Origin of the sequence: Nocardia cyriacigeorgica GUH-2 (assembly GCF_000284035.1) — a bacterium.
Lineage (GTDB): Bacteria > Actinomycetota > Actinomycetes > Mycobacteriales > Mycobacteriaceae > Nocardia > Nocardia cyriacigeorgica_B.
The window spans coordinates 287,068-312,455 of the sequence record NC_016887.1 but is presented as its reverse complement, the minus strand read 5'-3'; the positions used below and the strand labels follow the sequence as shown (position 1 = coordinate 312,455).

15 protein-coding genes and 1 pseudogene are annotated in these 25,388 nt (G+C 69.1%); 6 read left to right on the top strand and 10 right to left on the bottom strand.

The window, feature by feature from the left end:
• Positions 1-2 precede the first annotated feature (2 nt).
• The 5 genes from NOCYR_RS01385 to NOCYR_RS01365 form a co-directional block, all read right to left on the bottom strand.
• Entirely contained in the window at positions 3-3,719 is a 3,717-nt protein-coding gene (locus NOCYR_RS01385; protein ID WP_014348566.1) for a serine/threonine-protein kinase, read from the bottom strand.
• Between the two features lie 205 nt (positions 3,720-3,924).
• On the bottom strand, positions 3,925-4,677 hold the full coding sequence (locus NOCYR_RS01380; protein WP_014348565.1) for a maleylpyruvate isomerase family mycothiol-dependent enzyme: 753 nt from the start codon (positions 4,675-4,677) through the stop codon (positions 3,925-3,927).
• Between the two features lie 165 nt (positions 4,678-4,842).
• A complete protein-coding gene (locus NOCYR_RS01375; protein WP_014348564.1) occupies positions 4,843-6,993 on the bottom strand; it encodes a 3-hydroxyacyl-CoA dehydrogenase NAD-binding domain-containing protein in 2,151 nt (716 codons plus the stop codon).
• A gap of 37 nt (positions 6,994-7,030) precedes the next feature.
• A complete protein-coding gene (locus NOCYR_RS01370) occupies positions 7,031-8,242 on the bottom strand; it encodes an acetyl-CoA C-acetyltransferase (protein ID WP_014348563.1) in 1,212 nt (403 codons plus the stop codon).
• 415 nt (positions 8,243-8,657) lie between these two features.
• Positions 8,658-11,459: a DNA polymerase III subunit gamma and tau gene (locus tag NOCYR_RS01365; RefSeq protein WP_048832574.1), complete on the bottom strand. Its 2,802-nt coding sequence runs from the start codon at positions 11,457-11,459 to the stop codon at positions 8,658-8,660.
• Between the two features lie 251 nt (positions 11,460-11,710).
• On the opposite strand from NOCYR_RS01365, the gene NOCYR_RS01360 reads away from it, so the two are divergent.
• From NOCYR_RS01360 to NOCYR_RS01350, 3 genes are all read left to right on the top strand, one after another.
• Positions 11,711-12,517 carry a hypothetical protein gene (locus NOCYR_RS01360; RefSeq protein WP_014348561.1) on the top strand — a complete coding sequence of 269 codons (807 nt, stop codon included), beginning with the start codon at positions 11,711-11,713 and terminating at the stop codon, positions 12,515-12,517.
• A gap of 69 nt (positions 12,518-12,586) precedes the next feature.
• On the top strand, positions 12,587-14,860 hold the full coding sequence (locus tag NOCYR_RS01355) for an MMPL family transporter (protein WP_014348560.1): 2,274 nt from the start codon (positions 12,587-12,589) through the stop codon (positions 14,858-14,860).
• Positions 14,857-15,546 carry a TetR/AcrR family transcriptional regulator gene (locus tag NOCYR_RS01350; RefSeq protein WP_014348559.1) on the top strand — a complete coding sequence of 230 codons (690 nt, stop codon included), beginning with the start codon at positions 14,857-14,859 and terminating at the stop codon, positions 15,544-15,546. The genes NOCYR_RS01355 and NOCYR_RS01350 overlap by 4 nt, the downstream gene beginning before the upstream one ends.
• Before the next feature lies 1 nt (position 15,547).
• Here the strand turns inward: NOCYR_RS01350 and NOCYR_RS01345 are convergent, their stop codons facing one another.
• The 3 genes from NOCYR_RS01345 to NOCYR_RS01330 form a co-directional block, all read right to left on the bottom strand.
• On the bottom strand, positions 15,548-16,555 hold the full coding sequence (locus tag NOCYR_RS01345) for a neutral zinc metallopeptidase (protein WP_158430103.1): 1,008 nt from the start codon (positions 16,553-16,555) through the stop codon (positions 15,548-15,550).
• 444 nt (positions 16,556-16,999) lie between these two features.
• Positions 17,000-17,947 (bottom strand): neutral zinc metallopeptidase, encoded by a 948-nt coding sequence (locus tag NOCYR_RS29570; RefSeq protein WP_158430101.1) that lies wholly within the window; start codon positions 17,945-17,947, stop codon positions 17,000-17,002.
• 527 nt (positions 17,948-18,474) lie between these two features.
• Positions 18,475-19,389: a neutral zinc metallopeptidase gene (locus NOCYR_RS01330; RefSeq protein ID WP_014348556.1), complete on the bottom strand. Its 915-nt coding sequence runs from the start codon at positions 19,387-19,389 to the stop codon at positions 18,475-18,477.
• A gap of 310 nt (positions 19,390-19,699) precedes the next feature.
• Here NOCYR_RS01330 and NOCYR_RS01325 point away from each other — a divergent pair, with 310 nt between their 5' ends.
• On the top strand, positions 19,700-21,328 hold the full coding sequence (locus tag NOCYR_RS01325; RefSeq protein WP_014348555.1) for a DUF2207 family protein: 1,629 nt from the start codon (positions 19,700-19,702) through the stop codon (positions 21,326-21,328).
• A gap of 342 nt (positions 21,329-21,670) precedes the next feature.
• Positions 21,671-21,976, top strand: coding sequence for a helix-turn-helix domain-containing protein (locus NOCYR_RS30970; protein WP_081505267.1), 306 nt, complete (start codon positions 21,671-21,673; stop codon positions 21,974-21,976).
• Here the strand turns inward: NOCYR_RS30970 and NOCYR_RS01320 are convergent.
• A protein-coding gene (locus tag NOCYR_RS01320; protein ID WP_148280499.1) for an IS3 family transposase occupies positions 21,864-23,134 on the bottom strand; the annotation gives its coding sequence in 2 pieces (ribosomal slippage) (positions 21,864-22,846 and positions 22,846-23,134; 1,272 coding nt in all). The genes NOCYR_RS30970 and NOCYR_RS01320 overlap by 113 nt on opposite strands.
• Before the next feature lie 41 nt (positions 23,135-23,175).
• Here NOCYR_RS01320 and NOCYR_RS01310 point away from each other — a divergent pair.
• Positions 23,176-23,667: pseudogene (locus NOCYR_RS01310) on the top strand (transposase); the annotation flags it as partial.
• A gap of 42 nt (positions 23,668-23,709) precedes the next feature.
• Here the strand turns inward: NOCYR_RS01310 and NOCYR_RS01305 are convergent.
• On the bottom strand, positions 23,710-24,978 hold the full coding sequence (locus tag NOCYR_RS01305) for an ROK family transcriptional regulator (protein ID WP_081505266.1): 1,269 nt from the start codon (positions 24,976-24,978) through the stop codon (positions 23,710-23,712).
• Positions 24,979-25,388 lie beyond the last annotated feature (410 nt).

Sequence of the window (25,388 nt, the reverse complement as noted above, 5' to 3'; positions counted from 1 at the left end):
GATCAGGTGAGCAGCTCGTCGACGAACCGCACGGGCAGCTCGTCGGGCAGGTCGTTGCGCAGCACCCGCAGGATCGCCACCACGCCCGGCCCCGCGTCCAGCAGGGGCCGGGACCAGTCGAGGTCGGCACAGGTGTTCACCGCGGGCACCAGCTGCGCCGCGGCCTCGCCCACCCAGCCGGCCGCGGCCAGGCATTCGGCCAGCAGCAGTGAGGTGTCGAGCTGGGCGCGCGGGCGGTGCTGTTCATGGGTGCGCCCGTACAGTGCCCTGGCCCGGCGCACCGCACGGTCCTGATCCTCGATTCCGCCACCGGCCAGCAGCTCGCGGATGGCGGCGATCTCCTGCGCCTCGAGCGTCAGTGCCGCGGTGCCGGTGAAGCGGTGCCCGGCGCGGGCAGTGTCGTCGATGACGTCGCCGTGCCGGCGGGCGGTCGCCGCCTGCGGGCCCGACGGCTCCGCGGCCGGGCCCAGCCGCACCCGTTCGGCGCGCACCTGCGCGGCCAGTCGCGGCAGATTCTGGTCGACGGCGATGCGTTCGCCTTCGGCGAGCCGGTTGGCGGCGGTGCCCATATCGCCGCGCACCGCCTTCACCCGCGCCCCGATGACGAAGGTGGAGATCAGGAAATCGATCGGGCCGACCCGGGCCACCAGTTGATGGCTTTCGTCCAGCAGCCGGTCGGCGGCATCGAGTTCGCCGCGACGATAGTGCAACTCGCCGAGCAGCGCCGCCGCCACCCGCACCGCGTGCGAGCGCGGACCCGAGCGCGCCCGCGCGATATCGAAGGCCTGCTGGAAACATTGTGCGGCGGTGGCGATGTCGAGCTGTTCGTAGGCGACCGCGCCACGGCTGCACAACCCGAACACGCTGCCCAGCGGGTCCTTGGACCGTTCGTGATAGTCGGCGGCCCAGTCCTGGATCGCGCGGGCGCCGTCGAAGTCGAACTCGCACAACCGCACGAACGAGATCAGGTTGGCCGCGGTCGAGACCGTCCAGGCCGGAAGTTCGTCGGGGTGTTCCAGGCAGTCGGCGATCTGCTCGGCCACGCCCTCGGTGTGGTCACGGGCGACCTGGTCGGCGGCGGCGAGCACCGCGGCCTGGCACCGCTGCCGGATGACGTCGGCGTCACCGGACGGCCCTCGCGACAACACATTCGACAACCGGCCCAGCGCACTGCGCGCCGCACCGGACTGTTGCAGGTTCACATTGGCCCGCGCCACCGCCATCAACAGCTTCGACCGCGAAGCCACCTGCTGCACCGGCAGCTTCGAGACCGTGCCGAGCAGCGTGGCCAGCCGCGATCCGTCGATCAGATCCATGCCGCCGCTCTCCAGCAGATCCAGCGCCATCTTCAGATCGGTCGCCGCCACCGCGTGATCGACAGACTTGCGCAGCAGCTGATGTTCGGCGTACCAGCGGGCTGCCTTGCGGTGCAGCGCCTTGACCTGCGCCGGATCGCTGCGTTCGAGCCGGGCGCGCAGATGTTCGGCGAACAGCGGCTGCACCCGGAACCACTCCGGATCGTATTCGACTCGCCGCACGAACAATTCGCGCTGTTCGGCCTGTTCGAGCAGGTGCTCGGCGCCCGGATCGTCCGAGAGCGCCGCGGCCAGCGAACCGGATACCTTCTCCGCGATCGAGATGGCGGTGAGGAAATCCACCATGCGCGGTTCGAGCCCGTCGATGACGTTCTCGGCCAGGTATTCGCGAATGCCGTGCCCGCCCTCGGCCAGATGCTCGATCAACGGCGCCGGATCCGGGTTGCCGCGCAGTGCCAGGCTGATCAGCTGCACGGCGGCGGGCCAGCCGTCGGTGGCGCGGTACAGATCGTCGATCTGGTCGTCGGTGAGGCTGAATCGGTTGCGCTCCACCAGGATCTGCCGGGTTTCCTCACGGGTCAGCCGCAGTTGCGCCGAACCGATCTCGACCAGCTCGTCGCGCACCCGCATCCGGCTGATCGGCAGCCCGGACTGGTCGCGGCTGGTCACCACGAAACGCAGGTGATGGCAGCCGTTGTCCAGCAGCGAATCCATCACCCGGCGGGTACCCGGATCGGTGATGCGATGCCAGTCGTCGACCACGACCACGACCGTGGCGCCGCCGGCGTGCACGTCGTCGATGAGGGTGGTGATGGCGTAGGCGACGGCGTCGGCGGGCTGTTCTTCGAGCACCTGATCCAGGCCGGTGCCAATATCGGGGCGGACCCGGCGGATCGCTTCGATCAGGTGGGCCAGGAACCAGATCTCGTTGTCGTCGTCGCTGTCGATACCGATCCAGGCGACCGCGACACCGTCGGCGGTGAGCTCGGCGCGCCACTGCGCGGCCAGGGTGCTCTTGCCGAAACCGGCGGGCGCGTGGATCACCGCGAGCCTGCGGCGACCGCCCGTGCGCAGGATGTCGAGCAGCCGGGTGCGTGGAATCGGTTCCCGGGCCGGGGTGGGCGGGCGGAACTTGGTGGCCGCGGTCGGTGGCAGCGTGGCGGTCGGTGACGGGTCGTAGCCGGGGCGCGGGGTGGGCGGGCTCAGGTTCAGCGGCCAGCTGCGGCGGGCGGTGACGGCGGTCCGGCCGGCCTGCGAGGGCACCGCATCGGCTTCGTCGGTGGTGTCGAGCAAGGCCATCTCGTCGGCCATCTGCCCGTGCGCGCGCTGGATGGCGCGCAGCATCTCGCCGAACTCGTAGGCCGAGGCGGGCCGGTCGTCCGGATGCTGCGCCATGGCGTGCTCGATGGCGGCGGCGACGTCGGCGGGGATGTCCTGCTCGCGCAGGTCCGGTACCGGCTGGGTGGTGATCCGCAGAAACTGGGCCACCACCTTCTCCCCCGCCTGACGTTCGAAGGCGGCATGGCCGGTGAGCAGCGCGAACAAGGTCGCGCCGAGCCCGTAGACATCCGAGCGGACCGTCGGCTCGTCACCCTTGAGCACCTCTGGCGCGGTGAACGCCGGTGAGCCGGTGATCATGCTGCTCGAGGTGCGGAACCCGCCGGGCACCCGGGCTATACCGAAATCGGTGAGCTGCGGCTCGCCATAGGAACTGAGCAGCACATTGGCCGGTTTGACGTCGCGGTGCAGGATGCCCGCCCGGTGCGCGCTCTCGATCGCACCGGCCAGCTTCACCCCGGCGCGCAAGGTGTCCGACCAGGTGAGCGGGCCGTTGTCGCGCACGACCACCTCGAGCGAACCGCGGGTGGCGTACGGCATGACAATGAACGGCCTGCCGGTGGCGGTGACATCGACCTGGAGGATGTCGACGATATTGGGGTGCCCGGACAGCCGGCCCATCGCGTGTTCCTCGCGCAGGAACCGCTCGCGGCTCTCGTCGTCGATATCGGAGGAGAGCACCTTCACCGCGACGACCCGGTCGAGTGCGCGCTGTACACACCGGTAGACGACGCCGAAGCCGCCGTGCCCGATCTCGCGCGCTCCCGACAGGCCCATGGCCTCGAGTTCGTCCTCGATGGCGATGGGGTTGTTTTCCTGGGTGTCGCGGTCCTCGGGCCGGGTGCCCGTGTCGCCGTTACCGGAGACGGCGGGTCGTGCGGCGGCGCCGGGACCTGCGGCGGCGTCGGCTACCGAGTCGGCGGCGTCGGGCTCGGCCGGTTCGGCGTCGGCGTCCGGCTCGCGGCCCGGGGTCCGCGTGCCGAGGTCGGGCTGCCAGCGTGCCGTGTCGGAGACGACGCTGCCCGGCTCACGGCCCGCGCGGTCCGAACGCGCCCGTGGATCCATCTCACCACCTCGCACTCCCGACGAATCGGCGGCCGACGAGCACATCCTGTTCTCGGGCGGTCGAGCGGATCGCCCGACGGCCGTCGTGCGCTCGGCCTCCGGACCCGGTGTAGCCCCGGTATCCGAATCCTCTGCGCATACTCCAACGTAGCTCGGTGCGCCGCGGCGTGGGTGGGTTTCCCGGCCCGCGTGGCGGGCGATCGGATCAGGGTGGGGTGAGGGCGGCGGTCAGGCCCAGATCGCCACGGCGGACGGCGCGGCTGGGGCGCTGCCAGATCGCCCGGTACACCTGGTCGGCGGAGCCGCTGATGGAGGCGTCGGCGGGTGTCGGCGGGCCGCCTGCCTGCACGCGCACCGGTTCGCCGTCGGTCGAGAGTCGCACGGTCCAGGCGAGATCGGTGTCCACGGCGTGCACGAGAATGCTGCCCGTGCGATGCGGTGGGTTGCGGCGCAGTTGACGCGGGATGGTCACGCGCAGCGCCTCATCGATGCCGTCGGCGGCGAATCGGGTGTCGAAGAGTTCGGCGACCGCGCCGGGATCCACCGAGCCGATCCGGGCATGTGCGGCGTCGAGCCGGTGGATGGCGGTCTCGTGGGCCTGTCTGCGGGCCCAGAAGCTCGCCGTCGCGGTCGCGCCGCCGGGTAACACCCAGGTGGGTGCATCGGGGCCGAGTTCTGTCAGAGCGCTGAGCAAGTCCTTCAGCCGGGCATCCCAGTAGGCGATCAACTCCGGCCACTCGGCCGGTGGCTCGTCGGCCTGGATCGGGTCGAGTCCGCCCGGTGCACCCCGCATGGCCCTCTCCACCCACTGGTACACCCGGGCGAGGTGCCGAATCAGTTGCCGCACAGTCCATTCCGGACAGGTCGGCACCGCCGCGCCCGGTCCGCAGGCCAGCGCGTCGGCCCGCAAGGCCGCCGCATGCGCCGTGAGCTGCTCGAGATGCTCGCCGAATTCCACGCCTCCGACGTTAGCCGGGACCTCACCGCTCCCCTGCGGCACGGGTGAGCCCGGCTCCGCACGCGCTCGGACCGGCGGCGACCGCACTGGAAACGGCGAAGGCCCGCCACCGCGAAACACGGTGACGGGCCTTGCCTTTCGCGATTCAGTGACCGCGCCCAGGGACTACTTGCGCAGCGAAGCCGGAACCTCGAAACGCGCGCCGTAGGTCTTGGCCAGCTCGTCGGCGCGAGCCACGAAGGCCTCCTGGCCACCCGGGTAACCGACGATGAACTGGTGCACACCACCGGTCCAGGCCGGGTAACCGATACCGAAGATCGAGCCGATGTTGGCGTCGGCGGTGGTCTCCAGCACACCCTCGTCGAAGCACTTCTGGGTCTCGATGGCCTCGATGAACAGCATGCGGTCGATCAGATCCTGGATCGGCACGCCGAAGCCGATGTTCGACTTGTAGTGCTCGGCCAGGCCGGACCACAGACCGATGCGCTTGCCGTTCTCGTCGTAGTCGTAGAAGCCGGCCTTCTCCAGGCGGCCCGGGCGACCCGAGTTCACCATGAACTCGATGACGTCGATGGCCGGGTGACGCTCCTTGCCCATGGTGACCTCACCACGCGCGATGGCCTCTTCGGTCTCCTTGGCGATCTTCAGCATGAGCTTCATGTTCAGCTCATCCGACAGCTGCAGCGGCGCGGCCGGGTAGCCGGCCTGCAGGCCCGCCTGCTCGATGGTCGCGGGCGCGATGCCCTCGCCCAGCATGGCGATCGCCTCGTTGACGAAGGTGCCGATCACGCGCGAGGTGAAGAAGCCGCGGCTGTCGTTGACGACAATCGGGGTCTTCTTGATCGCGAGGGTGTAGTCGAACACCCGCGCCAGCGCCTCGGGCGAGGTCTTCTCACCCTTGATGATCTCCACCAGCGGCATCTTGTCGACCGGCGAGAAGAAGTGGATGCCGATGAAGTCCTCCTGGCGCTTCACGCCGGTCGCCAGACCGGTGATCGGCAGGGTGGAGGTGTTGGAGCCCAGCAGGGCGTCCGCGTCGACGATGTCCTCGATCTCCTGGAACACCTTGTGCTTGAGCTCGGTGTTCTCGAAGACGGCCTCGATGACGAAGTCGACACCGGCGAAGTCGGCCGCGTCCGCGGTCGGCTTGATCCGGTCCAGCAGCGCCTTGGACTTCTCCTCGGTGGTCTTGCCACGGGAGAGGGCCTTGGCCTCGATCTTCTCCGAGTAGCCCTTGCCACGCTCGGCGGCCTCGAGGGTGACGTCCTTGAGCACGACCTCGTAGCCGGCCTTGGCGGAGACGTAGGCGATACCGGCGCCCATCATGCCCGCGCCCAGCACGCCGACCTTCTTGATCTCACGCTTGGGCACGTCGGCCGGACGCGAACCACCGTTGTTGATCGACTGCAGGTCGAAGAAGAACGCCTGGATCATGTTCTTGGCGACCGGGCCGGTCAGCAGGTTCACGAAGTAACGCGACTCGATCAGCGAGGCGTTGTCGAAGTCGACCTGCGAACCCTCGACCGCGGCGGCCATGATCGCCCGCGGGGCAGGCATGTTCGCGCCCTTGATCTGCTTGCGCAGGTTGGCCGGGAAGGCAGGCAGGTTCGCGGCGAAGGCCGGCGAGGACGGGGTGCCGCCGGGGATCTTGAAGCCCTTCTTGTCCCACGGCTGCACGCCACCCTCGGGGTTGGCCTTGATCCACGCCTTGGCGGCCGGGATCAGCTCCTCGACGGTGCCGACCAGCTCGTTGACCAGGCCGATCTCCTTGGCCTTGGCCGGCTTGTTGCGCTGGCCCTGCAGCAGCACACCCATCAGGGCGCCCTGCAGGCCGAGCATGCGCACGGTGCGGATGATGCCGCCACCGGCGGGCAGCAGGCCGAGGGTGGCCTCGGGCAGACCGATCTGCGAACCCTTGACGTCGGCCGCGATGCGGTAGTGACAGGCCAGCGCGATCTCCAGGCCACCGCCGAGGGCGGCGCCGTTGATGGCGGCCACGACCGGCTTGCCCAGCAGCTCGAGGCGACGCAGCGCACCCTTGATCTCGCCCAGCTCGTCCATCAGCTGCTGGGCGTCGTCCTTGGTGACCTTCATCATGTTCTTCAGGTCGCCACCGGCGAAGAAGGTCTTCTTGGCCGAGGTCAGCACCACACCGGTGATGTTGTCCTTTTCGGCCTCGAGCCGCTCGACCGTCGCGGTCATCGACTTCTTGTACAGGTCGTTCATCGTGTTGGCGCCCTGGTTCGGGTCGTCCATCGTCAAAACGACGATGCCGTCCGAATCCTGCTCCCAACCGATCATGTTGGTCTCGCTCACAGTGTTCGTTCTCCTTGTGAAATGTCGGTCGGGGGGATCAGACGCGCTCGATGATGGTGGCCACGCCCATGCCGCCGCCGATGCACAGGGTGATCAGCGCGTAGCGGCCGTTGCGGCGCTCCAGCTCGTCGACCATGGTGCCGGTGATCATCGCGCCGGTGGCACCCAGCGGGTGACCCATGGCGATCGCGCCACCGTTGACGTTCAGCTTCTCGTCCGGAACCTTCAGGTCCTTCTGGAACTTCAGCACCACCGAGGCGAAGGCCTCGTTGATCTCGACCAGGTCCATGTCGTCGATGGTCAGGCCGGCCTTGGCCAGGGCCTTCTTCGCGGCCGGGGTCGGGCCGGTCAGCATGATGGTGGCGTCGGCACCGCTGGTGGCGGTGGCCACGACGCGGGCGCGCGGGGTCAGGCCGGAGGCCTTGCCCGCCTCTTCGGTACCGATCAGCAGCAGCGCGGCGCCGTCGACGATGCCGGAGCTGTTACCACCGTGGTGGACGTGGTTGATCTTCTCGACGAAGTGGAACTTCTGCAGCGCCACCGCGTCGAAGCCGCCCATCTCGCCCAGACCGGCGAAGGAGGGGTTGAGCTTGGCGAGGTCCTCGGCGGTGGTGCCGGGACGCATGTGCTCGTCGTTGTCGAGCACGACCAGGCCGTTCTGATCCTTGACCGGAACGATCGACTTGGCGAAGTAGCCGCCGGAGGTGGCCTTGGCGGCCAGTTCCTGCGAGCGCACCGCGTAGGCGTCGACGTCATCGCGGGAGAAGCCCTCGATGGTGGCGATCAGGTCGGCGGACACACCCTGCGGGACGAAGTAGGTGTCGTAGGCGGTGGCCGGGTCCATGGCCCAGGCGCCACCGTCGGAGCCCATCGGCACACGCGACATGGACTCGACGCCACCGGCGATGACCAGGTCGTCGAAGCCGGAGCGGACCTTCTGCGCGGCCAGGTTCACGGCCTCGAGGCCGGAGGCGCAGAAGCGGTTGAGCTGGAAGCCGCCGACGGTGTCGGGCAGGCCCGCGGTGAGCACGGTGGTGCGGGCGATATCGGCACCCTGGTCACCGACCGGGGAAACGACACCGAGGATCAGATCCGAGATCCGGTCTTCGTCGAGGTTCGGGAAGCGATTGCGCAGCTCCTGAACCAGACCCGTGGTGAGGTCGATCGGCTTGACCGAGTGCAGCGACCCCTTCTTGTTGCGGCCGCGCGGGGTGCGGATGGCCTCGAAAATGTAGGCCTCTGTGGTCATATCGGAGTGTTTCCTTCCTAGGGTTGCGCCCGGACCGCGCTAGGCGGCACCGGCGCGGGTAACCTCGCCGACCGGCCATGAGACCGACCGTGTGTATTCAATTCGCGGTACTCCCGGTGTCAGTCGTGCCACCACGCTCACACCGCCCATGTTCAATTCGCGCTGCTCACGCAACCGCGGTGGTTACTCGAGCTGCCGCCTGCCCAGTCCTCGTCGCTACCGCCTAACGCTGTACAAACGATGGCATGGGCCTGCCGACGCAAGACGAGGTCGCCCGTACGCCTGGGCATACGATAGAACCTCGGCTTCCGTGAGCTCGCGGCCACCCGCACATACTACCGCCGGATGCGAACTCCGGTTAACTTAACGTTGGGTGGGCACTGGTTGTCAACCCTCTGGCCGGGTGCGATGCGCCTCACTCCAAACGCACGGCGCCCAGCTCAGAGGCGAGCAATTGCAGGGCGACCTCGTCCGGGTCCTGCCGGTCACCCGGCGCCACCGGACGCGCGGATTCGGCCAGCATCTCCTGCTCTTCCTCCGGTGTGGGCGGCGGGATCGGGGCACTGCTGTAGTCGTCCGGGCCCGGATCGTCGGGTAGATCGGGGTAATCCGGCGGCGGAATGTCGTCGTCGGCTACCGGGGCGGCCTTGGCCTGGCTGGGGCGGGAGAAGCGGGGTGGAGCGCTCGCCGGGCGGGCGTTCGGCCTGGATGCGGCCTCGCCTCCGGCGGGCTCAGGAGCGGACGGCGCCTCACCGGCCGCGGTGGACGCGGCCGCGCTCGGCCGGGAGAAGCTGCGCGGGGCGGACGGTTCGGCTGCTCCGGGCGCCGGTGCGGGGTCGTCGGCGTCCGTTCCCCGGCGCGACCCGCCCGATTCCCGGCCACCCCGGCCGCGCGTCCCGGCGCCACCGCGCGGGGCGGTCTGCCCGGCTCCCGCTTCGAACCGCACCTCGAACTCACGACCGAGCACCGTCTGCAACGCCGACCGCAGCGCGTCCACACTGCGCTGCTCCGACAGCCGCTTGACCAGCGCGTCGTGCGGATGGACGAACACCGCGGTGTTCCCGTCGACGCGCGCCGGCGCGGCAGCGGTGAGCATGGCGTGCACCGCGATGGCGATCTTGCGGACCTCGGCCTTGATATCGGTCCATGCGGCTTCGAGTTCGGCCAAGGGGTCGCCGGTCGGGGGCGCCTGGGGTTCCGGCGAATCGGCCGGCGGCGCTGCCTGCTGGGCGTGGTCGTCGGGGTGGACCGTCGGGCCGGGTTCGGCGGTGGTGGCCGCGTGAGCGGGTGCGGCCGCCTGATTCCGTTCGGCATCCGCACCGGCCGGGCCGCCCGCATGGGGTGCCTCCGAGCGCGGACTCGCCGCCGGCTCCGGGCGGGCGCCGACAGCGCTGGACTCGCCGCCCGCATCGTCGGCTCGAGCCGCATGGTCGCCCTCGCCGCCGGTTCCGCTCGTCGCCGCCGACTCAGGCGATACACCCCCGGCTCCGATCCCCGCGTCCCGGTCCGGTACCGGTGCTTGCTCGTCACGCGGTCCTGCGTCCGGCACAGATGCGCCGACGCTCGGCTGCCCTGCGCTCGACGCGGCCACCTGCTCATCGCCCGAGGCCCTATCACGCGAATCAGCCTGGTGACCTGCTTCTGGCCGCCCGCCGGGTGCGGATTCGTGCCTAACGGTCGGCGAACCGGCCATCGGCTGGGGCTGTTCAGCGCTCGGCTGCGCGGCAACCGGCGCGGCGTGCTGCACCTGGCCTGCGGTGGGCTCCACCGGCTCGCCAGCAGGCTCTCCGTGCGCGGCCGCAGGCTGTACCTGCTGGACATCCGGCCGGTCCGCCGCCGGTGCGCTCGGCCCGGCCGAGGACTCGCGGGCTGGGCGCCCGGGAGCGGTGCTCGTTGCGGCCGCCTGCGACTCGTCGGACTCACGCTTCGGCGCGCGCGATTCGCGCAGGGCGGCAAGGGCTTCGGCGCCGCGGCGGCGGTTGGGGTCGGCGGGGGCCGGGGCGGGCGGAGCTGCCGCGGGGCCGGCGGCGGGAGCGCCGGCCGGGGCGGAAGGGACCGCGCCGGAGGCGAATTGGCGTTCGAGGTGTTCCAGGCGTTGCAGGGCGGCCGCGTCGGAGTCGGTGGCGGCGGGCAGCAGCATGCGGGCGCAGATGACTTCGAGCAGCAGGCGGGGGGCGGTGGCGCCGCGCATTTCGCCGAGGCCGGCGTGCAGGAGTTCGGCGTAGCGGGTGAGGGCGGCAGGGCCGAGGCTGTCGGCTTGGGCCTGCATGCGTTCGAGCTGATCGCCCGGGGCGGCGACCAGGCCGCGGTCGGCGGCGTCGGGGACCGCGCGCAACAGGATCAGATCGCGCAGGCGCTCGAGCAGGTCGACGGAGAAGCGGCGCGGATCGTGCCCGGCCTCCATCACCCGGTCGATGGTGCCGAACAGCGCGGCACCGTCGGAGGCGGCCAGCGCCTCGACGGCGTCGTCGATCAAGGCCACATCGGTGACGCCGAGCAGCGATACCGCGCGGGCATAGGTGACGCCCTCGGGCCCGGCACCGGCCAGCAACTGGTCGAGCACGCTGAGGCTGTCGCGCGGGGAACCACCGCCGGCCCGGATCACCAGCGGGTACACCGCCTCCTCGACCGGCACGTTCTCCTGTTCGCAGATGCGGCCGAGCAATCCGCGCATGGTGGCGGGCGGCAGCAGCCGGAACGGGTAGTGGTGGGTGCGCGAGCGGATGGTCGGCAGCACCTTGTCCGGTTCGGTGGTGGCGAAGATGAAGATCAGATGGGCCGGCGGCTCCTCGACGATCTTGAGCAGCGCGTTGAATCCGGCCGTGGTGACCATATGCGCCTCGTCGACGATGAACACCCGGTAGCGCGATTCGGCGGGCGCGTAGAAGGCGCGGTCGCGCAGCTCACGGGTGTCGTCGACACCGCCGTGGCTGGCGGCGTCGAGCTCGATGACGTCGAGGTTGCCGGGACCGCCGGGCGCCAGCGCCACACACGACGGGCACACCCCGCACGGCCGCGAGGTGGGGCCTTCCGCGCAGTTCAGCGAACGCGCCAGGATCCGCGCCGAGGAGGTCTTACCGCACCCGCGTGGCCCGGAGAACAGGTAGGCATGACTGATCCGCCCGGTGTCGAGCGCGGTGCCCAGCGGGTCGGTGACGTGCTCCTGACCCACTACCTCAGCCAACGACGCCGGTCGGTACTTCCGGTACAGAGCCACGGCCAGAGGTTACCGGCGAGCACCGACAGGTGAACACCCGCGCTGGTGGGCCCGCCACCGGGCGGCCGGCAGCGACACCACGAGTAACGAATCCGTCACCGCGCGCATGCGATCGCAACCTTCTGGCTAACCTGTCTTCGGCAACTTCGGTAGCCAATCTTCATCAGGTTGGTGACCCCGGTCGGATCGATCCCGGCCGGGGCACAACCGAGCTCGACGAATCCACGCCCCCGCACCCGGAGGAACCCGCCGTGTCGTCGTGTGAAGACATCGCCGCCGCCTGGCTGTCCGGCACCGAATTCGCCGGTAACCGCACCGCCGTGCAGCTGCTCAGCCGCGCGATCAGTCCGGGCGATTTCGCGGTCGAACGCGAATCGCTGCCGGTCAGCGCCGCTGCCGATCCCGTCACCTCGGCCACCATCCTGGAACTGCTCGAACGCGGCCAGGTGCCGACCATGGCCGCCATCCGCACCCTGACCGCGCAGAACGAGATGCGCCGCGAAGCCGAACGGGTGACCCGGCTGGGCAAACGGGCGCAACGCTGGATCGATGATTTCGGGCGGTTGCTCGCCACCGTCGCCGAGGCGCATTGGCTGGCCAACGACGTCGGCCCGACCCGCCGTGACGCGCTGGCTTCCGAGCCGGTCGCGCTGCTGATCCAGAGCCGGGTCGGCGAGATCGCGCCGAGCGCCGTCAAGCATCTGTGGTTGATCGAGCGCGCGCAGCGGGCGGGCTGGATCGCCTATGACGACGAGCCCGGTTCGCTGTGCGCGGCCCGCCGTTACCACTCCGAGCAGTACGGCGACCGGGTCTCGGGGCAGCCGGTCCAGGTGATCGGTGCGACGGTGGCCCGGCACGTCGACCGGGCGAACGGGCAGACCTGGCGCGAGCTCGCGACCCACATCCGCGACCGCGCGGGAGTGCCAATTTTCCACGACGGTGCCGACGCGCTCGCGCAGCAGCGCTGGCTGACGATCGCGGGCTGGATCATCGTCGAAGAGGATCGGCCCACGCTCGGACCACGCGGCCGCCGCGCCCTGGCCCGCAGGCCGCGCTGAGAATCCGCCCTTCCCCTGCAAGGTTAACCGCGTTACGCTAACGCCACTAACTTATTGGAGGGGGCTCCTGTGCTGATCCGAATAGCGCGCCTGACCACACGCTTCCCGCGCATCGTGCTCGCGGTGGCGTTCGCACTCGCCGTGCTCTTCGGCATCGTCGGGGCCACCGCGTCGGCGCATATGAAATCCGGCGGCTTCACCACCGACGACGCCGAATCCACCCGCGCGGCCGAACTGCTCGCGGAGAACTTCCCGGGCGCCTCGCCGAACTTCGTGCTGCTGGTCAGCTCCGAGGCCGGGCTGCGCGATCCGGCCACCCAGGCCCGCGCGACCGAACTGGTCGACGCCCTGCACGCGCGCGGCGACGTCAGCGGCATCCAATCGTTTTGGACCAGCCCGCCCGCCATGGCGGCCGCGCTGGGCAGCACCGACGGCAAGAGCGGGCTGATCATCGCCGAGATCGAGGGCGACGAAACCCAGATCCAGCAGGTCGCCGGCGAGCTCACCGAGCAACTCACCGGCACCAGCGACGGCGTCACCGTCCGCCAGGGCGGTATCGCGGCGGTGTATCACGACGTCACCGAGCAGATCACCCACGATCTGGCGGTGGCCGAGGCGGTGGCGGTGCCGTTGTCGCTGATCGTGCTGATCCTGGTGTTCGGCAGCGTGATCGCCGCGTCACTGCCGGTGATGGTCGGGCTGTTCGCGATCGCCGCGACGCTGGCCATCCTGCGGATGGTCACCATGTTCACCGATGTGTCGATCTACGCGCTGAACATGACCACGGCCATGGGTCTGGCGCTGGCCATCGACTACAGCCTGTTTATCGTCAGCCGGTATCGCGAGGAGCTGGCGGCCGGGCTGGAGCCGGTCGCGGCCACGACTCGCGCCGTGCAGACGGCCGGGCGCACCGTGTTGTATTCCGCGCTGACGGTGGCGTTGTCGCTGGCGGTGCTGAGCGTGTTCGACCTGTACTTCCTGAAATCGTTCGCCTACGCCGGTGTGGCGGTGGTGATCGCCGCCGCGGCGGCCGCGCTGTTCGTGCTGCCCGCCGCGCTGGTGCTGATCGGGCATCGGGTCAACGCCTGGGACCTGCGGGCTCCGCTGCGGCGCATGGTCGGCCGCGACCCGCATCCGAGCGGCCCGATGATCCCCGAGCACACCCTCTGGTACCGCTCGACCAAGCAGGTCATGCGGTTCGCGGTGCCGGTCGCGGTGGTGATCATCGCGCTGCTGCTGGCGCTCGGCTCGCCGTTCCTCGGCGTGAAATTCGGCTATCCGGACGATCGGGTGATGCCGGCCAGTGCCAACAGCCGTCAGGTGGGCGACGCCCTGCGCGAGGAGTTCCCGCGCGCCGATTCCGGGGCCAGCGGCACCATCGTGCTCGACGGCTTCCACGACCAGAATGCCGTCGCCGACTACGCGGCCCGGCTGTCCGAGGTCGACGACGTGCCCGCGGTGCTGTCCAGTGCCGGCGTCTACGTCTCGGGCCGGCGGATGGCGCCCGGCCAACCGGAGATGGCCAATGAAACCGGCACGTACCTGACCGTCGCGACCGACCTGGACCCGTTCTCCCCCGAGGGCTCCGAACAGCTCGAACAGCTGCGCGCGGTGCCCGCACCGGCGCCTGCACTGTTCACCGGCGCGGCCGCGGTCAACGCCGATTCGCTCGACGCGCTCGGCTCCAAACTGCTGCTGGCCGGACTGCTCATCGCGCTGGCGACCTTCGTGGTGCTGTTCCTGTTCACCGGCAGTGTGGTGCTGCCGTTGAAGGCGATCGTGCTGAACACACTGTCGCTGACGGCGGCGTTCGGCGCGATGGTGTGGATCTTCCAGGAAGGACACTTCTCCGACCTGATCGGCTTCACACCCGTCGGCTATCTGGTGCCGACCATGCCGATCCTGATGTTCTGCGTGGCCTTCGGGCTGTCGATGGACTACGAGGTGTTCCTGCTCTCGCGGATCCGTGAGGAATGGCTGGCCCGCCGGGCCCGGCGCAGCGGCGGCGAACTCGCCGTCGAGGACAACACCGAGGCCGTCGCCATCGGCGTCGCCCGCACCGGCCGGATCTTCACCGCCGCCGCGGTCTTGATGGCCATCGTGATCGGCGCGATGGTCACCTCGAAGGTGTCGTTCATCCAGCTGATGGGCCTTGGCCTGACGCTGACCGTGCTCGCCGACGCCACCATCATCCGCGCGCTGCTCGCCCCCGCGCTGATGCGACTGCTCGGCCCGGCCAACTGGTGGGCGCCGAAACCGCTGGCCCGGCTGCACGCCAAGATCGGGCTCAGCGAGGAACCCGAACCCGTCGCCCGCGTCCCCGAACCGGCAGGACATCGATGATCGCTGCCCGCAGACCCCGTTCGCCGCGCGGCACCGGCTCCCAGCTGCGCAGCGAAATCCTCGCCGCCACCGCCGATCTGCTCGAGCGCACCGGCAATGCCGACGCCGTCTCCATCCGCGCGGTCGGCAAGCTGGTCGGGGTCAGCGCGCCGTCGATCTACCGGCACTTCGCCGATAAGGACGAGCTGATCGACGCGGTGGTGGCGCAGGTCTTCGAGGATCTGGACGAGGCCATGCGGGCTGCCATCGACGATCCGGACGCGCACCCCATCGTCCGGCTGCACCACCTCGGCATGGCCTACGTCCGCTTCGCGCTCGACCATCCCGAGCAGTACCGGCTGGCCACCGCCCCCGCCGAAACCCGCGGCGCCGTCGACCAGGTCCTGACCAGCAGCGCCTTCCAATACATGGCCGACGCCGTGCAGGACGCGATGACCGAGGGCCTGATCGACGCCGACGACCCCACCCCCATCGTGCTCGAACTCTGGTCGGCCGCCCACGGCATCGCCTCCCTGCTGCTGGCGAAACCCTATCTGCCCTGGGGCGATCCGATGGTCGTCGCCGAACGCGTCCTCGCCGCGGCCTGCGCGGGGCATGTCGTCATGAACCTCATCGGCGAGCAGGCGACGCCGGAGGAGGCGGCGGACTGGTTCGCGCGGTTGCGGGACGCGCAGCGCAGCGCGTGAGTCAGGACACCGAATCCGAGGGTGCCAGCCAGGTGTTGCATTCGAAGTTGCGGTTGGTGGTGTAGCCGTGCTCGTACCACCAGCCGTTGTTGTCGGGCGAACCGTGATCTCGAGGCCGACCGGGGTAATCGCCACGGTTGTAGTGATCGCGGATAGCCGTCCACGCTTCGTCGGTCGAATACGATCCGGCAGCCTGCGCCGAACCCAGGTACATCCCACCGAAACAGCTGGCCTGCAACTCCATTCGCCGGGAGGTCTCCAACCCCAACGGCGTCGACGCGCCGTGGTCGTACCGCTGATCATGTGACGCGCGCAGCAATCCGGTCAGCGCCTGCACATGATGGCCGTACTCGTGGGCGAAGATGGCCAACGCTTCCATGGCAGGGAAGTTGGTGCGGCCTTTGCCGTACTCCGAGGTCGACATGTAGATGGTCTTGGAACTCGAGCAATAGAACGCCGCACTCCCGGAGGAGCCGCACGGGGAACTCAGCTGCTCAGGCGAGTAGGCGACCTGCAGGCCCGGGCTGCTGAACGGCAAGTTCGTCACACCGAGGTCGCGCTGCCACATCTGATCCAGGCAAGTGGACGCGCTCTCGAAGAACGCCCGGGCGACTGCCGGATCCAGCGCGAACGCGGGCAGATTGCATCGAACGTTGTTCAGCCCGATCGAGGTATCGCTGAACATCGGATGGTTGCCCAGCGCGATCACCGGTTGCGGGCCAGCGGGTTTCGTCGACGTCGTCGTCCGGTAGCCGGTGGTGCGGCTGGTCGAGGCCGAGCGCGAAGTGGTCGGACTGGACGAGTAGGTCGACGGTGTCGTCGACGGGCTATAGGTGAAGCTCGGCGTATACGTCGGGGTATAGGCAGTGGTCGAGCGCTCCGACGAGCTCGCAGCGAACCCGGCCGCCACGAGCAAGCCGACGACGAGGAACACACCGAGGACCGTGAACAGGGCCGCGATACCCCCACCACCGGACCGCGGCGGAGGCATCGGTCGGCCGTAGGGCATCGGCGGACCGTACGGGCGCATGATCGGGGGCGGACCGTAGGGCATCGGCGGCGGCAGTGGCGCCCCGTATGGGGCAGGCGGTGGGATCGGCGCGCCGTGCGGCGGCGGAGCGCCGTACGGGGTGGGGGCGTGTGGTGGGGCGCCGTACGTGGGTGGGGCGCCGTACGTGGGTGGGGCGCCGTACGTGGGTGGGGCGCCATGCTGGGGCGGAGCGCCATGTGGCGGCGGCGCCCCATACGGCGGCGGCGCGCCGTGCGAGGGTGGCGCGCCGTGGGGCGCCGGGGCGCCGTGCGGCGGTGGAGCGCCGTGCGGCGGCTGTGGGTTCTGTCCCGGTTGGCCGTAACCGGGAGGCGGACCGTAGGGCGGCCGGGTCATACCGCGACCACCTTGTTCACGACTGCGCCAGCGCTCGAGGGCGATAGGGGCATGGCACTCCGGTAGGACTCAGGAAACGTCGGCCGAGGAGGCGGCCCAGGTGTTGCATTTCTGGGTGCGATTATTGCGGTAGCCGGTTTCGTACCATCCGCCGTAGTGCTGCGGCGAACCGTGGTCGCGCATATCACCGGGGTGGTCACCGCGCCGATAGTTGTCGCGCACCGTCTCCAAGGCATCGTCGGCGGTGATTGTGCCGACAAAGGTGGACGAACCGATGAACATGCCGCCGAAGCATTGCGCAGCCAACTCCAGTCGCCGCGAATGCTCGAGGCCGAGCGGTGAGGTCGGGCCCGCATCGTATTCCTCCTGATGCGATTGCTTCATGATCCCGCTCAGGTTTTCGACGTGGTGGCCGTATTCGTGCGCGAAGACCGCCATGAAGATCACCGTGTCGTAAGGGTCTTCGTTGCGCATGAAACTGTCCAGAGGCATGTAGATGGTCTTGTTCATCGAGCAGTAGAACGCCGCGAAGTTGCTGCTGCCGCCGGTGCATGGCGAGGTTGCTTCCGCCGCAGTGGCGGTCACACTCAACCCCGGTGGCGAGAACGGCAGGTTCTCGTATCCGAGCATGGCGCTCCACATCTGACCGAGGCAAGCCGACTGCGCCTCGAAGAACGCGCGTGCAGCAGAAACCGTTGGCGCCCATGCCGGATACGCGCAGTTGATGTTGTTCAGCCCGGTGTCCGAATGCGCAAAAAGCGGGTTCGTAGCCAGCGCCGCAACAGGTTTCGGGCCGGCCGGCGTGGTGCTGGTGCTCGTGGTGGTGCGCCGTGTCGTGGTGTAACTGGACCGCGTGGTCGTGGGGCTGGCGGAATACGTCGTCGTCGGTGACGCCGACGAGCTCGACGAACTGTAGGTGTAGCTGGGTGTGTATGTCGGCGTGTACGCCGTGGTCGAACTGTCCGACGAACTCGCCGCGAACCCCGTCGCGACCAGTAACCCGACGACGATGAACACACCGACGATCGTGAATGCCGCGGCCAGCCCACCCCCTCCGGAACGCGGGGGTGGCATCGGGCGGCCGTACGGCATGGGCGGGCCGTACGGGCGCATGCCGGGTGGCGGGCCGTAGGGCAGCGGGGGTGGTAGCGGGGCGCCGTAGGGCGGTGGTCCACCGTAGGGCGGGGGCGGTGGGAGCGGGGCGCCGTAAGCAGGAGGCGCTCCGTACGGAGGCGGTGCCCCGTACGGAGGCGGTGCCCCGTACGGGGGCGGGGCGCCGTGCGGCTGGCGAGGTGCATGGGGCGGCGGCACGCTGCCCGGTGGCCGGCCGTGCGGTGGCGGGCCGTAGCCGGGCGGCGGGCCGTACGGCGGTTGCGTCATGTTCTTCCCTCCCCGATCACTTCGACCGTACAGACCCGGACAAACGGTACGTCGGCCGCAGGTGCACGGCGAGCCGAAGCGGCTGTGCGGCTATGCGACTGGTACACCTCGCCGCGTCCTCCCCGTACCCGGCCGAGCGAGCCGGGCGATCACCGAAACCGTCATCAACTCACCGCGGACGCCGGGGCGGCGAAGGTATTGCATTGTGACGTGCGGTTTTCGTCGACGCCGGTGTTGAACCAGCGGCTGCCGTTGGCGGTGCTGCCGTGGTCGCGCATGTCGCCGGGCTGGTCGCCGCGGTGTTCGGCGTCTTCGCGGGCCATGCTCATCTGCGAGGCGGTGAGGGAGCCGCCCTGCGAAGACGACGACAGGTACATCCCGTCGAAGCAGTTGGCCTGCAATTCGACTCGCCGGGACAGTTCCAGGCCGCGGGTGCTGCGCACACCGGAGTCGACGCGTTCGCTGTTGGCGGCCTTCAGGATGCCGGACATGTTCTGGATGTGGTGGCCGTATTCGTGCGCGAACACCGACAGGTACACCACCCAGTTGTCGCCGAACAGGTCGGTCTGCAACTGGCTGATCGGCATGTAGATGGATTTGTTGGCCGGGCAGTAGAAGGCGGCGAAGTTGCTGGTGGTGCCGGTGCACGGGGTGGTGATGCCGTCGGTGGTCGCGGAGACGTTCACCGTCGGCGCCTGGAACGGCAGTCCGGCCTTCTCCAGCACCGGCTTCCACGCGGCCTCGAGGCAGTTCTCGGCGCTGTCGAAGAACGCGCGCGCGGTCTCCACACCGGTGCCCCAGGGCGCGTAATCGCAGCTCGCGGGGATCAGGGTGGCGCTGGTGTCGATAACCAGCGGGTTGTCGGCGGTCTTCGCGGGACCGGTTTCGCCGTTGTCGTAGGTCATTCCGGGGCGCGGGCCGGAGGCATCGTCGCGGATACCGGTCTTGACCCCGGCGCGCACCAGGCCGCCGACGACGACCAGCACCAGCACGACCAGCACCGCCACCACTTTGCCGCCACCACCGGAGCGGCGCGGCGGCGGACCCGGCGGGCGGCCGTAGGGAACCGGCGGCGGCATCGGCGGACGGTAACCGGGGCCGGGCGGAGGCGGCGGAAACGGCGGACGCTGACCGTATCCCGGCGGCGGCCCGTAACCAGGGGGCGGGCCGTACCCGGGTGGACCGTAGCCGGGCGGCGGACCCGGCGGCGGCCGGTAACCGGGTGGCGGGCCGTAAGGGGGCGGGCGATGTCCAGGCGGAATCGGATGCCCACCGGGCGGGACGGGCCCATAGCCGTACGGTGGTTGAGTCACTCCCCCGTACCCCCTCGTCTTCATGTTCTCCGACAGCCGCTGACGCAGAATAGCAAGCTGTTTAGAGTAGGCACTCATGCTGACTCTTCGGGGGGGCGCCGTCGGCGCGCTGCTTATCACCATCGTCGGATTGCTCACGATGGGAACGCCTGCGACCGCACCGGTAGCCCATGCGCAGGAAGCTGTCGCCGACGGCATCACCATCGTCGCCGACCTCAAACTCAGTCGCGAAGGCGTGCTGGAGGTCAAAGAGCAGATCACCGTGCCCGAGGGCGACAAGTTCACCATGACGGTGCCGCTGCGGGTGCCCGCGGGCGAGGGCGCCGAACGCGTCTTCGAGGTCACCGACATCACCGCCGAGGGCGCGGGCACGGCGAAGGTCGAGGGCGACCTGTTCACCGTGCGCGCCGATCCCGGCCAGTCCAGCTTCAGCTACTCGGTGAACAACACCGTCAGCGAGCAGGAGGGCACCCAGCTGTTCCACTGGGTGGGGGTGATGAACGCCGATATCGCCTCCATCACGGCGTCGCTGATCAGCCCGAGCTTCGAAATGGGCATCGTGGACTGCAAACTCGGCCCGCCCAATGCGACCAAGCCGTGCGCGAACGTGCACATCGAGGCCGACGGCGTGCTCTACCTGGAGCAGACCGACCTCAACAAGGGCGACGCCATCGACCTGACGTTGCAGATCCCGCCGGGCACGGTGCCCGCCAACGCCGAGATCCGCGAAACCGGTTCGACCGCCTTCGATATCACCGCCCCGGTGCTGGCCGCTTTCGGTGTGCTGCTGCTGGCCCTCGCGGCGCTGGCGGCGTATGTGTGGCGCGCGCGACGTCAGCAGGCCGATGCCGGCACCGGCACCATCGACCCGGTGCTGCGTGAGGACGGCAAGGCGCAGTTCACCTCCCCTGATGGCATCCTGCCCGGTGAGGCCGGCGTGCTGCTCGACGAGAGCGCCGACCCCACCGATATCGCCGCCACCGTCATCGATCTCGCGGTGCGCCGGTACCTGTGGATCGCGCCGATCAGCGATTCGGATTGGCGCATCACCCGGGTGAATCCGGCCGACGACCAGCTGCGGCCGTACGAGCGGGCGGTCTACGAGGCGCTGCTGCCCGGCGGCGCCGAGGCCGTCACCGTCGGCGAATTGCGGGCCCCGGGCCGGGTGCAGGCCGGGCCGGTGCGCGAGGCCATGCTGGCCGACGCGGTCGAGCGCGGCGCGTTGATCGACCAGACCCGGCGCCGCCTGCCGATCTGGCTGGGCATCGGCCTGCTCGTCGTCGGCGTCGGCGCGACCATCGGACTCGCCGTCACCTCCGGGCACGCGCTCGTCGGCGTCGCCATCGCACTGGCCGGTGTGGCCGCACTGCTGCTGCCGCGTTTCCTGCCCACCCGCACCGCCCACGGCCGCACCCTCACCGGCCAGGTCCGCGCCCTGCAACGCGGTCTCGACGCGCTGCGCCGCGATTCGATCCCGCCCGCCGACCAGGAGCTGGTGTTTTCCCGCGCGCTCCCGTTCACCGTCATCACCGGCCGCGCCGACAACTGGATCCGCACCTTCCGCGACCTCAACCCCAGCGCCGACCGCCAACCCGGCCTCTACTGGTTCGGCGGCTTCGAACGCGACCGCAACCTCCACCGCTTCGCCGGCCACTTCCCGTACTTCATCACGGCAGTGGAAGGGTTGTTCCCCGCGGGCAACTGAGGATCCCTCGACCGAAGCCCGGCAGCGAGTGAGCTGCCGGGCTTCGGCGCGTTTCGAGCCCGGAACACCGGTAGACGGCCGAAACGAAACCACCACGCACACAACGCAATCCCAGCACCACCACCTTGCCTCACCCGCTTGACCTGCATCATTCCGACTAGCTATGGTGCCCAAGGGGTTTCACAGTATTTCGGGGTTCTCGGGGACCACACACCGCCCAGGGCGCGAACAGCCAACAGCACCGGCCGGGTCGAGTGCATGAGCCGCCGGAATTCGCTCGATTCCAGGCAAAAGCCCAGCACCTGACCCGTTTCTGGTTCCGAAAAGTCCCGCGAACGGGACATGAGAGCTCAGGGGATTCAACGCATGAAGGAGAGCAACAGCACCCTGCCCCTCCGTGAACTCGGGCGTCAGCTGAGGGACGCAAGGGAAGGGCTGGGAATGAGTATCGAGCGCGCGGCAGGGTTGATGGAGATGAGTGCGAGTGCGTTGCAGCGACTGGAGACGGGTGAATCCCCCCGGCATGTCCGGAGACTTACTGATGTGACAGCCCGGCCAGGTGCTGGGCTGGGTGTTGAGCGTAGTAGGCGGCCTCCATCTCTGCCGGTGGCACGTCGCCGCAGTACTGGTAGAGGCGCCGGTGGTTGAACCAATCGACCCATTCGGCGGTGGCGAACTCGACCTGATCTGCGTTGCGCCACGGGCCGCGGGGTTTGATCACCTCGGTCTTGTAGAGGCCGTTGATCGTCTCGGCGAGGGCGTTGTCGTAGCTCGATCCCACCGCACCGACGCTGGGCTGGATCCCGGCCTCTGCGAGCCGCTCAGAGAAGGCGATCGAGGTGTATTGAGCGCCCCTATCTGTGTGGTGGACAACATCTTTCACGTCCCAGCCCGCTCGTTCCCGGGTCCATATCGCGTGCTCGATCGCGTCGAGCACCAGCTCTGTCGTCATCGTGGTGCCGGTGCGCCAGCCGATGATCCTGCGCGCGTAGGCGTCGATCACGAACGCCACGTAGACCCAGCCCGACCAGGTCGACACATAGGTCATGTCGGCTACCCACAGCCGGTTCGGTGCTGCCGGCGCGAACTTGCGTCGCACCAGATCCTGCGGCCGCTCCGCGGCCGGATCGGCGATCGTGGTGCGTTTGACCCGGCCGCGGACCGCGCCTCGTAGCCCGTGCCGGCGCATCAGCCGCTCGACGGTGCATCGAGCCACCTCGATGCCCTCACGGTTGAGTTGCAGCCATACTTTCCGGGCGCCGTAGACGCCGTAGTTCTCGCGGTGCACCCGCGTGATCTCCACCGTCAGCTCCTCGTCGCGCTGTCGGAGTTTGCTCGGAAGTCCCCGGCGGTGTTCGTAGTAGGTTGATGGGGCGATCTTGACGCCGAGCTCGGTGAGCGCGGCGCAGATCGACTCGACACCCCATCGCAGGCCACCGTCGACGCGGTGACCCTGGTGGTCGCTGATGTATTCGACGATCAGCGCTGGGGCCGGTCCAGTTCGGCCGCGAAGAAAACCGACGCCGATTTCAGAATTGCGTTGGCGCGCTTGAGTTCCGCGTTCTCCCGGCGCAACCGTTTCAGCTCCGCGGACTCCTCAGTGGTGACCCCGGCCCGCGCGCCGGCATCGACCTGACCTTGGCGCACCCATTTGCGGACCGTCTCCGCGGTCCCGACTCCCAGCAACTCGGCGACCGCCCCGATCGCCACCCACTCCGACTCGTGCTGGTCGCGGACCTCCGCGACCATCCGCACCGCCCGCTCACGCAACTCCTGCGGGTACTTCTTCGAACTCACAGACTTCATCCTTCCTCAAGAGATGAAGCCTCCGGAATCGCCGGGGGGATTCAGTCTGGCCGAAGACCGTCGTGCAAACCTGCATCATTCACCTGCTGCGCAATAGTTTCCGCTACGCCAGCCGTCAGGACTGGGACAAGATCGCCAAAGCGTTGAAACCGGTCTACACCGCAGCGACCGAGGACGCGGCCAGCGAGCGGTTCCTCGAGTTCTCCGAGGCTTGGGGCGGCAAGTATCCCGCGATCGTGAAGCTCTGGTCCGATGCGTGGGCCGAATTCGTGCCGTTCCTGGCCTTCGACGTCGAGATCCGCAAGGTCATCTGCTCGACGAACGCGATCGAGTCGGTCAACGCCCGCATCCGCAAAGCCGTCCGCGCCCGAGGACATTTCCCGAACGAGACCGCCGCGCTGAAGTGCGTCTACATGGCATTGATGAGTCTCGATCCGACCGGCAAGGGCCGAAAACGATGGACCATGCGCTGGAAGGCCCCGCTGAACGCCTTCCAGATCGCCTTCGAAGGCCGCATGACCCCCACCAGCTGAAGTCATCGACAACCAAGATCAGCCGTTAACTGGACACACCCGCTAGGTGAGGGTTGCGCGGCGGAGGGCGGAGAGGGGGTCGGTGTAGAGGGGGGTTAGGGAGGTTACTACGGCGGCGTGTTCTTGGACTTTGGGGGCGAAGCCGGTGATGCGGATGTCGGTGGGAGGGAGGACCGAGGCTTGGGTGAAGGCTCTCGAGACGTGGGCTAGGGCGGGGCGGTAGGCGGTGAAGGCTTGGCCGCCTAGGACTACGCGGTCGGGGTTGAGGAGGTCGCGGATGAGGGCGACGGTCTGGCCCAGCATGGTGGCGCGTTCGGCCAGGAGATCGCGCGCGGGTTGGGAACCGTCTGCGGCGGCGCGGTAGAGGTCGGCGATGGTGGTGCCACCGGTGCCGTTGTGTGCGGGGATGATTCCGCGGCCGACGGCGCGGGCGTGCAGTGCACGATCGCCGACGGTCACCTCGAAGCAGCCCTTGCGGCCGCAGGTGCAATCGACATCCGAACCGGTGGGCAGGTGGGCGATGGATCCTGGGCCGCTGCTGGGTGTATGAACGCGACCATCCAAAGTGACGGCGACACCGGCGGTTTCGCGGACATAAAAGTAGAGGCTGCTGCCCTTGGCGAGGCCGGCGACGTCGCGTTCGCCGGTGGGCAGCAACAATTCCGAGGCGGCCATCGCCTCCACGTGCGGCGCTACCGAAACCGGAAGCTCGAGCACCTCGGCGAGGACCGCGCCCAAAGGAGCGCCGCGCCAGCCGAGCTTGGGGTGGTCGACCACACCGGTCTGCGAGTCGACCCGGCCGCCGATGGCGACCCCGGCCCACAACGCTTTACGCCGATGCCAGCGCTGCAAGAACGCGCGGGCGCTGCGGGCGACGGTGGTGACGGCGAATTCCTGACCCGTCTGTGGGGTGGCGATGGCGAGACCGCCGAGGATGCGCCCACGCAGGTCGGCGGCGACGATCTTGGTGGCGGCGGCGCCGATGTGCACACTGATCGTCAGGTACGAGTCGTGGTCGATCTCGAACGGGACGCGCGGCCTGCCGACGGCTCCGGAAGCGGTGAGGTCGGGGCGTTCGCGCAACAGCCCGGCGTTCAACAGCGCCGAGACCTGGCGGTTGACCGTCGCGATGCTCAAACCGGTTGCGCGCGCGGCCTTGTCACGGGAGACGGGACCGCCGGTGGCGGCACGCAGAACGGCGGCCGCGGGGTTGTCCGAGATCCGCAACTCCGGCGCGACGACGACCGCGCGGGTGCTACGAGCACGGGCAGTGGACCGAGAAACAGTACGTTCCAGGGTAGGAAGGGACATCTGTGGATTCCTTGCTGAAGTCCCGACGACGGGACGTGCCTACACGTGTGGCGTGGCGGCGACGCGCGAGCGGGAGAACTCGCTCAGCCGCGGCAGCAGGGACAACACAGTTCCCGCGTGAGCGGGAGCCGCAGACCGAGACCAGCGGTCACATAGGTGACGCGCTGAGCGGTGATGCGGCCGGAGAACATGCGATCGAAGGTAACACCGATTCAGGCGACGCACCAAGCCCCGGCACGCCGATGTGCGCCCGGACACAAGCGTTTCCGCAGGTAAACGCGTTGCCTGACATCTCATGAAGCTCGGGGGCCAGCCGCCCGGTCCGGCCGAGCACTGGGCCGCGCCGCCGAAAACCCCGCCGAGCACTGCTCGACGGGGTCGGCCACGCAACACTGCCTGCCCGATCACGC

Excerpts from the sequence above, each read along its gene's own strand:
- NOCYR_RS01370 (WP_014348563.1), bottom strand. The coding sequence starts at position 8,242 with ATGACCACAGAGGCCTACATTTTCGAGGCCATCCGCACCCCGCGCGGC.
- NOCYR_RS01385 (WP_014348566.1), bottom strand. The coding sequence starts at position 3,719 with ATGGATCCACGGGCGCGTTCGGACCGCGCGGGCCGTGAGCCGGGCAGC.
- NOCYR_RS30970 (WP_081505267.1), top strand. The coding sequence starts at position 21,671 with ATGAGAGCTCAGGGGATTCAACGCATGAAGGAGAGCAACAGCACCCTG.
- NOCYR_RS01305 (WP_081505266.1), bottom strand. The coding sequence starts at position 24,978 with ATGTCCCTTCCTACCCTGGAACGTACTGTTTCTCGGTCCACTGCCCGT.
- NOCYR_RS01345 (WP_158430103.1), bottom strand. The coding sequence starts at position 16,555 with ATGCCCTACGGCCGACCGATGCCTCCGCCGCGGTCCGGTGGTGGGGGT.
- NOCYR_RS01330 (WP_014348556.1), bottom strand. The coding sequence starts at position 19,389 with ATGCCGCCGCCGGTTCCCTACGGCCGCCCGCCGGGTCCGCCGCCGCGC.
- NOCYR_RS01325 (WP_014348555.1), top strand. The coding sequence starts at position 19,700 with ATGCTGACTCTTCGGGGGGGCGCCGTCGGCGCGCTGCTTATCACCATC.
- NOCYR_RS01350 (WP_014348559.1), top strand. The coding sequence starts at position 14,857 with ATGATCGCTGCCCGCAGACCCCGTTCGCCGCGCGGCACCGGCTCCCAG.